This is a genomic window from Thalassobacter sp. HA4-2 (assembly GCF_055693705.1).
In genome coordinates this window covers 69,390-80,040 of record NZ_JBVFUK010000002.1, presented here as the reverse complement: position 1 = coordinate 80,040, position 10,651 = coordinate 69,390, and the positions used below count along the sequence as shown (strand labels likewise).

Sequence of the window (10,651 nt, the reverse complement as noted above, 5' to 3'; positions counted from 1 at the left end):
GCAACATCCACCGCCTTGACGCGCAGGCCAAGGCGCTTGGCGTGGCCCTGCGCCCCCATGTCAAAACCACAAAATCCGTGGCGATTTCGGATTGCCTTGCGGACGGCACCGACACACCGATCACAGTGTCCACCCTGGCCGAGGCCGATGCGTTCTTCGCGGCGGGCCATAAGGACATCCTTTATGCTGTCGGCATTGCGCCGCAGAAACTGGCCCGTGTGCAGACGTTGCGGCAACAGGGGTGCGACCTGACGGTCATCCTCGACAATACGGCCCAAGCCCAGGCGGTGGCCGAGGCAGGCGTTCCGGCCATGATCGAGATTGACAGCGACGGTCATCGCGGCGGGCTACAGTTCGATGATCCGACCCTGACCCGGGTGGGGCGCATCTTGCACGACGCGGGCTGCCTGCGCGGGGTGATGACCCACGCGGGCGAAAGCTACACTGTGCGCGGGGCCGAGGAACACGCGCGTTTTGCCGAGATTGAACGCAGCGCTGCCGTGAGCGCTGCCCTTGCGTTGCGCGCCGCCGGGATGACCTGCCCTGTCGTCAGTGTCGGGTCCACCCCCACCGCCCATGGTGCCCGCGACCTGACCGGCGTGACCGAGCTGCGCGCGGGCGTCTACATGTTTTTTGATCTGGTCATGGCGGGGATCGATGTTTGCACCGTGGATGATATCGCGCTCAGCGTGCTGACCACCGTCATCGGGCACCAGACCGCCAAGGGGTGGGTGATGGTCGATGCCGGGTGGATGGCCATGTCGCGCGATCGGGGCACCGCCGCGCAGGATGTGGATCAGGGATATGGTGTCGTGTGCGATGCCCAAGGGCGCGTGATCCCCGATCTGATCGTCAGCGGGGCCAATCAGGAACACGGCATTATCGCTTTGCGGCCCGGTGCCGAAGGACCTTTGCCCGATCTGCCAGTTGGCACGCATCTGCGGATATTGCCCAACCACGCCTGTGCGACCGCCGCCCAATACGACCGCTATAACGTGCTGGCAGAGGATCAGACCGTGACCGGGGTCTGGCACCGCTTTGGCGGTTGGTAAGGAAGGAACGGGTTATGATCTACGTTACCGAGGCGCAGTCCAGCGCCCTTGTCACCCCGGCCTTTGCCTATGACGCCGTGCGCGCCGCGCTGATCGCGGCCACCGACCCGGACGCCAACAGCTTTCCCGTGGTCAATGCCCACGCCAGAGACCCGCAAAACCGGTTCTCGATCAAGTCTGCGGCGGGGCCGGGGCTGGCCGGATTCTAGGTCGGGTCATACTTTCCGACCAATGACGCGCGCGACCTGCCGCGTCATGCCTCGACCATTATGTTGATGGACGAGGCCGCAGTGCGCGCCGCCGATAACATCGTCACCGCCACGACCGCCACGGCCCCCTTGTTTGACGCCGCCTGGGTTCGCCCCGGCACGCATATCTCCTCGATGGGGTCAGACGACGCAGGCAAACAGGAACTGCCGCCGCAGCTGTTTGAACACGCGCGTTTGTTCTGTGACCTGCCTTCGCAATCCGCCCGGATCGGAGAGTTTCAGCACGCGGGACCCGCCCGCACCCTGACCGCCATTGGTACGGTTCTATCGGGGGAAGCTATGGGGCGTGAGACCCCCGATGACATCACCATTTTCGACAGCTCCGGCATATCCTTGCAGGATCTGTTCATGGCGCAGGCGGTGCTGACGGCGCTATGACGCCAACCAATCAGGCAGCGCCTCTGCCTGCCCGGTTGTCGCGGCCTTGGCACAGGCCGCCAGACTGCCAAAGCGGACCTTGCGGCCAGACAACCCGGTGCCGTAGTGCGCGTATTTGCCCGAGTTCGTCATTAGTACGGCGGCGGTGGTCGGGAACACGGGTTCCATGATCGAACACCAGCACAGGTCCGGCAAAACCTGCGCGCCCGCCCGGTCCAACGCGGCCAGCGTGCCATCGGCCTGCATCGCCGCAAGGGTCTGGCGGCCTACGGTCAGGATCGTGTCGATCCGGCACGTGCCGTCACCCAACAGCGCGGCAAAGCGCTGGCATTCGGACAAGGACGCATGGGGGCTGCCAATCGCCACCAGATCGACCCGTTGCGCGCCTGTGTTCAAGTCCTGCCAAAGCTGGGCCAGATCGGCCCGTGTGACGATGAACCGAGTGGCCGGCAGTGGCCCGTCTCCTTCGGGCGTATGGCCGCGCACATGGATCAGCGGCGCGGCAGAGGTCGTGCCAAAGGCCGCGCATAACGCCTTGAGGTCATCGGGCGTGGGGGACAGATGCTCCACCCCGGTCAGGATGGGGATACCAGCGGGGGATTTTGCACCCGCCAACCACCCCAGCATGGGCCAAAGGGCGTCGTCGAAACGGTCGGGCGGGGTGACGTGGACCACGCACACCGGCACCCGGTTCTGCGCCAGATAAACGCCCGTCAAAGGGGCGCGGCCGGTCATGGCGATGAACAGGTCCAGGTAATCGGGGTGTTTCTGCGTGCGTGCGCCCAGCACGGAATTGGCATAGATCACGGCGTTGGATTCCGACCAGCCGATGGCCTCGTCCTGTGTGGGTCCATCGTCCAGCAGGTAGGGCGCGCAGGTGAATGTCGGGCGCGCGCCCATCTTGACGTAGGCGTCGGCCAATCTGCTGGCCTTGCGTCCGAAATCAGGCACGACCCCTTGGGTCTGCCAGTTGTCCCGATCCACCGAAATCGCGTTGATTGTCGTGGGGATCCGAATGCGCGCGCCCATCCCATGCATCTTTTCCGCAAAATCCAGATTGGCATCATGGGCGAGGATACAGCCGTCGATATGCCCGCGCGTGACGTCGATCAGGTCCGTCGCGCCTTGGGCGGCGGCCATCAGGCACAGCACCTCCATGGCGACCTGACAGGCGGGTCCTTCTTGACCCGCCAGCATCGCTTTATCCGTATCGGTCAGGTGCAGGGCATCTGTTTCGGGCCGGGTCAAGGGGATGGCATGCCCAGTGAAGCGCAGCATGTCATCCGTGATTTGCGCGTGATCCGCCTGCGCCAACGCGTCATAGATCTCGGGCGACAGGCGCAGAACAGCCACGGGACACCCAAACAGGCGGTCCGCAATCATCGCGCCGAGGGTCAAGATCTCTTCGGTTTCGCGGAACACCAAGGCCGCAGGGGCGACCCCGCCGCGCGCCAATTGCAACAGTACGCCACTGCCGCTGCACGACCCCGCGAGGTGGGCATCAACACGATCCGCCCTGCCAGTGCAGCCCCGTGGTTGGGGTGGTGCGCGTCGATGATGACGCCGGTGTCCGGGTCTACACCGCCCCAAAAGCTGAGCCCTTCGGCGCAGGCCAGAACCGCGCCCCGGGCCTGTGCCGCGACGAACAGGGTGTTCATAGGTCCTTGACCAGCCGCAGGGCGTCATAGATCGCCGCATGGGTGTTGCGGGCGGACACGGCATCCCCGATGCGGAACAGCTGGAACGCGCCGTCCGGGTTGCGCACCACCTTTTGCGGGCGTCCTTCGGTCAGGGCGTCATGGTCCACCGCACCGCCGTTGCGACTGTGGGCCTTCAGCTCGAAATAGAGGTCATCCATCGGCAAAGTGCCGTAGTTCACCACCACCTGATCGTAGTCCTTTTCACGGGTGTGATCGCTGTAATCCGTGCCGATGGTGGCGGTCAGGCGGTTGCCGTTGCGCGCCACGCCCAGCAGACGGCGCGTGACGGTGAAGGTTACATCCTTGTCTTGCAGGGACCGCATGTAGGGCACCAGGTTCATGGCCATGATATCGGGGGCAAAGGTGCGGTCGGGGGTCATGACCTCTACGGTTGCGCCTGCGCTTGCGGCGACCTCGGCGGCTTGTAGGCCCGGATGGTCGCCGCTTTCGTCATAGATCAGGATGTTCTGCGCGGGCTTCACATCGCCTGCAATCAGATCCCAGGCAGAGGTGACATGGGCGGCCTCGGTCCCCGTTTCGAACAGCTCAAGATTGGGCAGGCCCCCCGTGGCGATGATGACCACATCGGGGTTCAGGGCGGTGATGTCGTCGACCTCGGCCCAGGTGTTGAAATGGAACACCACATCGCGGGCGGCGCATTGGGCCATGCGCCAGTCGATGATTCCGATCATCTCGCGCCGCCGGGGGTTCTGGGCCGTCAGGCGCACTTGGCCGCCCGGGTCGGGCTGCGCCTCAAACACAGTCACGTCGTGGCCCCGTTCGGCAGCCACCCGCGCGGCCTCCAGCCCTGCAGGACCCGCGCCGACGATCACCACTTTGCGCGGGGTCGCGGCGGGGGTGATGTCGTGGGGCATGGACAACTCGCGCCCCGTGGCCGCGTTGTGGATGCACAGGGCGTCGCCCGCCTGATAGATTCGGTCCAGACAATAGGTGGCGCCGACGCAGGGCCGGATGTCGTCCTCGCGCCCCTCCATGATCTTTTTGACGACATGGGGGTCAGCCATATGGGCGCGGGTCATGCCGACCATATCCAACAGCCCCGCCTCGATCGCGTGGCGCGCAGTGGCCACATCGGGAATGCGGGCGGCGTGGAAGGTGGGCATGCCCGTCAGTTTGCGCACCTGCCCCGCAAAATCCAGATGCGGGGCACTTTTCATGCCCTGCACGGGGATCACATCGGTCATGGCCGGATCCGTATGGATGCGCCCCCGGATCACGTTCAGGAAATCCAGCTGACCCGTCGCGGCCAGCTTTTGCGAGATCTCAAGCCCCTCGGCGGCGGTAATCCCGCCCTTTTGCGCCTCATCCGCCGTATAGCGGAAACCGATGATGAACTCCGCCCCCACCCGTTTGCGTACGGCCGCCAGCACATCCAGCGGGAACCGCATCCGGTTTTCCAGCGTGTCCGCGCCGTAAGGCCCCGACAATTCGTTCGTCAGGGGCGACCAGAACTGGTCCAGCAGGTGGCCATAGACCTGCAATTCGATCCCGTCCATGCCGCCCGCCTTCATCCGTTCGGCGGCGTCCGCAAAATCGGTGATGATGCGGTCGATATCCCAATCCTCGATCAGTTTGGGAAAGGCGCGGTGGGCCGGTTCGCGGTGCTTGGTCGAGGACAAGGAAGGCAGCCAGTCGCCCTTGTTCCAGGTCGTGCGCCGCCCCAGGTGCGTCAGCTGGATCATCACAGCGCAGCCGTGCTCGTGGCAGCTGTCGGTCAGATCCTGAATCCACGGGACCACCTCGTCCTTGTAGGCCAGCACATTGTTGAACACGGGCGGGCTGTCGCGCGACACCGCCGCCGACCCGGCCGTCATCGCCAACGCCACGCCCGCCTTGGCCCGTTCGGCGTGATAGGCGCGGTAGCGGTCCTTGGGCATCCCGTCTTCAGGGTAGGCCGGTTCATGGCTGGTCGTCATGATCCGGTTCTTCAACGTCAGATGTTTGAGTTGATAGGGCTGAAGCAGCGGGTCTTTGGTCATCATGTGCTCGCAATCAAAAGTGGCCTTGCCTGACTGTGTTGGCAAAGTTCAATTGGCGCAAGTTGTGCGTCGCGTGGACCCTTTGACTATTGCGCCAAGGCCAAGGCTTCGCGCAGCACATCCGGGTCGCCGATGTGATTGGCCAGCACAATGATCAGCCGCGCGTTGTAATCCTCGCTTTCGGCGTCGGTCTTGCCTGCATGGGCTTCGATTAGATCGGCATAGAAATCGTCAGGTTTTGCAAGATTTGGGTCTGTCACAAGGCGTGTCATGGTCATCCCTTTGCACAAGATTTCAAAACGGCGGCGCGGCAGCGTTCGCGATCAAAGTCCGCCCAGCGAGCGGTGACGTGTTGGTCGGGGCGGATCAGGTACACCGCGCTTTTGGCCGCGCCGAGATAGCGTTCGGCCAAGGCCCCTGTCGGGTCATCGGTGGCAGAGACCTGGACAATGCGCACGGGAATTCCGTCCACATCCATGGTGTCGGGGACTTCCGCATCAATAGACAGAAGGACGAAATCATCGCCCAAGTGTTGCAGCAAGAAGCCGTCCTTGACGGGCGCGTCCTTGCACGGACTGCCCAGCCGGGTTTGAGCAGGTCCGCCGGGCAAGGCATCTTCGCCGTTCAAGGACGACGCGTCGTAAACACAGGGCGTCGACAGGCGGCCCGAATTGACCAAGGGGCGCGCGAAGGCGTGTTTTTCGGCCAGCGTCAGAACCGCATTGCGGAACCGGTGGCTGATCTTGGATTTCGGCGTGATGAAATCCGTGGCGCGGGTGGAATTCAGGATATTCTCGTTGGCGCCGAAAATGCGCTCCTCGTCATAGGTGTCCAGAAGGGCCTCGGGCGCGCGGCCTTTGATCACCGCGCCCAGTTTCCAGCCCAGGTTGTCCACGTCCTGAATGCCCGAGTTCGCCCCGCGTGCCCCGAACGGCGACACCTGATGCGCGCTGTCGCCCGCAAAGATCACCCGGTTGTGGCGGAATTTCTCCATCCGGCGGCATTGGAAGGTGTAGATGGAGGACCAGACCATTTCATATTCCACACCCTCGCCCAGCATCGCGTCCAGACGGCGGCGGATGTTTTCCTCTTTCATCTCTTCGGCGCGGTCCACGTCCCAGCCGATCTGGAAGTCCACGCGCCAGACATCATCGGGCTGTTTGTGCAGCAGGGTCGAGGCACCGGATTTGAAGTAGGGCTCGAACCAGAACCAGCGTTCCGTGGGAAAGGCCGACGAGGTCATCTTGATATCCGCAATCAGGAAGCTGTCCTGAAACACGCGGCCTTCAAATTCCAGACCCAGCATCCCGCGCAGGGGCGAGTTTGCACCGTCACAGCCCACGACCCAATCCGCCTCGAGGGTGTAGGGGCCGTCCGGGGTCATCACGGTCAGGACCGCATGGTCGTCATGGGTCTCGATGGCATCCAGACGGTTCTTGCCGCGGATCTCGATCGGGGCACCCTTGGCTTGCTCGGCGCAGATCTGTTCAAAGATGAACTTTTCGAAATAGGGTTGTTGCAGGTTGATAAAGGCCGGATTGGCGTGGCCTTCCTCGGGCAACAGGTTGAATTCGAACACCTGCCGGTCATCCTGGAACACCTTGCCGACGTTCCAGACAATGCCCTTTTCAACCATTGGGGCCGCACAGCCGTACCGCTGCGCGATATCAAGGGTGCGTTTGGCAAAACAGATCGCGCGGCTGCCCATGCCGATGCCTTCGTGGTCATCCAGCACCACAACCGGCACGCCCTGACGGCCCAGATCCAGCGCCGTGGCCAGACCGACCGGCCCGCCCCCGACCACCACCACCGGGTGACGGGTGGCCACGTCGGCCGCCTGCTCGGCGTGCCTTTCGTACGGATACAGTTTGAACGCGAGCGAATATCTGTCGTCTAGCATGGTGTCCCCCCTTTGCGTGCTGACCGCGCCTTAGCCTTGCAACTGTTCCCACATTTCCAGATCGCGCTTGTCCGTCCAGATGCGCGGATGCACGATCCCGCGCGCCTCGTCATAGGCGCGGGCCACGTTGAAGGGCAGGCAGTGTTCATAGATCGCATAATCGGCGAACTTTGGATCGCAGGCGTCGCGCACTGCATCCCACGCGTCTTTCAACGTACCGCCCTTGGCGGCGACGCGGGCGGCGGGCCTGTAAGTGCTTTCGACGAAATCCCGGGTGCTTTCAATCGCGCCCTGAACGGCCTCCTTGCCGATCAACGCACCGCCCCGACCGGGGGCCACGGCGTCCACGTCATAGGCCAGAATGTTGTCCAGCGTGTTGCCCCAGTCCGCGAAATGCCCGTCGCCGCAATAGCAGGCGGAATGATCCTCGACGATATCGCCGGTGAACATGACGTTCTGATCGGGCACATGGATGATGGCATCGCCTGCGGTATGCGCGCGGCCCAGATGTTTGATATCCACGCGGCGGTTGCCAAGGTAGACGGTCATGCTGTCGGAAAAGGTGGCGGTGGGCCAAGTCAGGCCGGGTATCGATTCATGGCCTTCGAACAGGCGGGGGAAGCGTTGGAATTCGCTGTCCCAATCCTCTTGGCCCCGTTCGACCACCATGCCGCGCGCGGCATCTGACATGATGATGTTTTCCGCGTCAAAGGCCGAGGCCCCCAACACGCGCACCGCGTGATAATGGGTCAACACCACATGGCTGATGGGTTTGTCGGTCACGCTGCGCACACAGTCGATGACCTTTTCGGCCAGGCGCGGGGTGGCCTGCGCCTCGACGATCATGACGCTGTCGTCACCGATGATCACGCCGGAATTCGGGTCTCCTTCGGCGGTGAAAGCATACAGGCCATCGCCCACCTCGTCGAAGGTGATCTTCTTTTCGGTCATGTCCCCTTGGGATGCAAATGCTTTGGCCATGTGAAGTGTCCTTGATCTGTGGGTCGGCAGTCGTGCCGGGGCTTTGCCTGACCATTCGTTGCAATTGCAACGATGTCAAGTGTATTGTTGCAGTTGCAACGACTTTCGGATTACACTGCGAGCAGAACGGAGGCGTTGCATGCCCGATGGTCAGATAGAATTCGATCTACAGCGATATTTGCCTTATCGTCTGACGATCATCGCCAGCGACCTGAGCGCGGAAATGGCACGGCAATACAAACGCCGCTTCGATATATCGATGGCCGAATGGCGGGTGTTGCTGAATGTCGGCTATGGCGATGCGCCGTCCATTCGTGACATCCAGAAGAAGGCCAATCTGGAGAAATCCAAGGTCAGCCGGGCCGCGTCCCGTCTGGAGGCCAATGGACTGGTCACCAAACACGTGGATGCGGCGGACAAACGGCTGCTGAGGCTGGCCCTGACGGACAAGGGACAGTCGCTGTTGGACCAACTCATTCCCATCGCCCAAGCGTTCCAATCGGAACTGGATGCACGTCTGGGCGATCAGGGCGAGGCGCTGCACCGCGCGCTGGACACGCTGGCGCAACATCCAGCCGCTGACTAATCCAGCTCGGTATCATGCGCATGGACGGCCCGCTTCAAAGCCGCGAGGCCGCGTTCAAGGTCCTTGCGCTCCTGTTCGGTCAGGTGCCCTAGGATTGACGCTGCCTTGCCTTCTACCTTTGGATAGATTTCCCGGAAAATCTGCTGACCCGCCTCTGTGCACGCGTAGACCTTGATCCGCTTGTCCGCGCGGGAGACGCAGCGGGTTATCCATCCCTTGTCGTCCAGTTTCTGCGCCGCGCGACTGATCTGCACCTTATCCAAGGTCGTGAGTTTTGCCAGTTCCAGTGACGTCAGCTCCTTGGCATCCGCCAACAACAGCAACAGGCGCCATTCCTCGCGGGACAGCCCGTAGTTCCGACCATACACTTGCGTCAACCTTCGCGAAAAAGCTTCGGCCGTGGAGGCCAATTGGTATGGAAAGTAATCGTTCAGGTTCATGACAGACCACACCCTACGGCAAAACGTTTCATTTGCAACAAAGTTGACGAGATCACTTCAGCGCGTTAAGCACGTGCCCAGAGGAGAGACTTGCTGATCGGTCGGGGAGGACCGGATACAGCCCACGCAATTGATCGCCCTGACACCCGGATGCCCGCCGCACTTTGGGCATCATGGGCCCAAGGTTTGGGGCGTGCACGAAGGGCGATATCCACACCCCGACCCAAAGCACACATACTTACGTCCTGAGGAGGAGACTTCATGAAACTTGGAAACACTACTTTTGCGATGCTGCTGGCATCCGCCGTTACGGCCGTCAGCGCGCTGAGCACGCCCGCATTCGCAGACACAGAGCTGGTGATGTCTAGCTGGCTACCACCTCGCCACACGCTTGTGGTTAACGCCATGAAGCCTTGGGCCCGTGAAGTGGCCAAGGTCACCGACGGCCGCGTCACCGTGCGCGTTCTGGGCAAGCCCGCAGGCGCGCCACCTGCACACTACGACATGGCTGTCGAAGGCATCGCGGACATCACCTATGGCCTGCATTCCTTTACGACGGATGACCGTTTCCTCGGATCGCGCATCGGCCAGTTTTCGTTTCTGGCCGAAGATGCCGTCAGCGGCTCCAAGGCATTCTGGGACATCTACACCGGTCAGCTGAACGCCGATGCGGAACACGAGGGCGTCAAACTGCTGGGCCTGTTCCTGCACGGCCCCGGCATGCTGAACAACGGCGTGAAGAAGATCGAGCAACCTTCGGACCTCGATGGTCTGAAAATCCGCACACCGGGCGGCTACATTGCCGATCTGATGGGCGATCTGGGCGCGACCACCTTGTTCATGTCCTCGGGCGAAGTGTTCGAACAGCTGTCGCGTGGGATCATCGACGGTGTGACCTTCCCACCCGATGGTGTGACGTCGTTCAAACTGACCGACTACCTGACCCATTCCATGACCATCCCCGGCGGGTTCTACAACACCAGCTGGTTCCTTGTGATGAACGGCGACAAATGGGATTCGATCTCTGCCGAGGACCAAGCCGCGATCGAGGCGATCTCGGGCACGGTCTTTGCCGAAATGGCCGGCAAGGCATGGGACGAGTCTGACATCGAATCCGTCAAGGAAATCGGCGAGGCCGGTATCGAGTTGCACGAAGCTTCCCCCGCGATGGTGGAGGCCATCAAGGCAGCCGCCGCAAAGCGTGAAGCCGAATGGGCAGCCGCCGTGGCAGAGACCGGCGCTGACGGCACAGCCGCCCTGGCCGCATTCCGCGCGCAGACCGGCGTGGAATATTAAGCCCGTGTCGGTCCAGCCGCACCTGAAAGACACAGGTCCCCGCGCACGC

The 10,651-nt window shown here is 62.5% G+C and carries 11 protein-coding genes and 1 pseudogene; 5 read left to right on the top strand and 7 right to left on the bottom strand.

Features of this window, described 5'->3' with window-relative positions; all coding sequences use genetic code 11:
• The 3 genes from ACZ1G0_RS15820 to ACZ1G0_RS15810 form a co-directional block, all read left to right on the top strand.
• Positions 1-1,052, top strand: a 1,052-nt coding sequence (locus ACZ1G0_RS15820; RefSeq protein WP_472737904.1) for an alanine racemase, incomplete at its 5' end; no start/stop codon positions are given.
• A gap of 14 nt (positions 1,053-1,066) precedes the next feature.
• Positions 1,067-1,261 (top strand): hypothetical protein, encoded by a 195-nt coding sequence (locus ACZ1G0_RS15815; protein WP_472737903.1) that lies wholly within the window; start codon positions 1,067-1,069, stop codon positions 1,259-1,261.
• A gap of 66 nt (positions 1,262-1,327) precedes the next feature.
• Positions 1,328-1,699 (top strand): hypothetical protein, encoded by a 372-nt coding sequence (locus tag ACZ1G0_RS15810; RefSeq protein ID WP_472737902.1) that lies wholly within the window; start codon positions 1,328-1,330, stop codon positions 1,697-1,699.
• Here ACZ1G0_RS15810 and lhpI read toward each other — a convergent pair.
• The 6 genes and pseudogenes from lhpI to ACZ1G0_RS15780 all read right to left on the bottom strand — a co-directional run bounded on the left by lhpI (position 1,694) and on the right by ACZ1G0_RS15780 (position 8,280).
• Positions 1,694-3,154 carry a cis-3-hydroxy-L-proline dehydratase gene (gene lhpI / locus ACZ1G0_RS15805; RefSeq protein WP_472737906.1) on the bottom strand — a complete coding sequence of 487 codons (1,461 nt, stop codon included), beginning with the start codon at positions 3,152-3,154 and terminating at the stop codon, positions 1,694-1,696. The genes ACZ1G0_RS15810 and lhpI overlap by 6 nt on opposite strands.
• Positions 3,131-3,357 (bottom strand): annotated as a pseudogene (locus tag ACZ1G0_RS15800) (aconitase X swivel domain-containing protein); the annotation flags it as partial. The gene lhpI and the pseudogene ACZ1G0_RS15800, both read right to left, overlap by 24 nt.
• Positions 3,354-5,399 carry an FAD-dependent oxidoreductase gene (locus tag ACZ1G0_RS15795; RefSeq protein WP_472737901.1) on the bottom strand — a complete coding sequence of 682 codons (2,046 nt, stop codon included), beginning with the start codon at positions 5,397-5,399 and terminating at the stop codon, positions 3,354-3,356. The pseudogene ACZ1G0_RS15800 and the gene ACZ1G0_RS15795, both read right to left, overlap by 4 nt.
• Before the next feature lie 86 nt (positions 5,400-5,485).
• Entirely contained in the window at positions 5,486-5,671 is a 186-nt protein-coding gene (locus tag ACZ1G0_RS15790) for a DUF2783 domain-containing protein (RefSeq protein WP_472737905.1), read from the bottom strand.
• 2 nt (positions 5,672-5,673) lie between these two features.
• Entirely contained in the window at positions 5,674-7,299 is a 1,626-nt protein-coding gene (locus ACZ1G0_RS15785) for an FAD-dependent oxidoreductase (protein ID WP_472737900.1), read from the bottom strand.
• A 30-nt stretch (positions 7,300-7,329) separates the two neighbouring features.
• Positions 7,330-8,280, bottom strand: a complete 951-nt coding sequence (locus tag ACZ1G0_RS15780; RefSeq protein ID WP_472737899.1) for an MBL fold metallo-hydrolase — start codon at positions 8,278-8,280, stop codon at positions 7,330-7,332.
• A gap of 139 nt (positions 8,281-8,419) precedes the next feature.
• Here ACZ1G0_RS15780 and ACZ1G0_RS15775 point away from each other — a divergent pair, with 139 nt between their 5' ends.
• Positions 8,420-8,866 (top strand): MarR family winged helix-turn-helix transcriptional regulator, encoded by a 447-nt coding sequence (locus ACZ1G0_RS15775; protein ID WP_472737898.1) that lies wholly within the window; start codon positions 8,420-8,422, stop codon positions 8,864-8,866.
• On the opposite strand, the gene ACZ1G0_RS15770 is transcribed toward ACZ1G0_RS15775, so the two are convergent.
• Positions 8,863-9,306 (bottom strand): MarR family winged helix-turn-helix transcriptional regulator, encoded by a 444-nt coding sequence (locus ACZ1G0_RS15770; RefSeq protein WP_472737897.1) that lies wholly within the window; start codon positions 9,304-9,306, stop codon positions 8,863-8,865. The two genes, ACZ1G0_RS15775 and ACZ1G0_RS15770, sit on opposite strands and share 4 nt — an antisense overlap.
• 261 nt (positions 9,307-9,567) lie before the next feature.
• Between ACZ1G0_RS15770 and ACZ1G0_RS15765 the strand changes: the two genes are divergently transcribed.
• Positions 9,568-10,602, top strand: coding sequence for a TRAP transporter substrate-binding protein (locus ACZ1G0_RS15765; protein WP_472737896.1), 1,035 nt, complete (start codon positions 9,568-9,570; stop codon positions 10,600-10,602).
• Positions 10,603-10,651 lie beyond the last annotated feature (49 nt).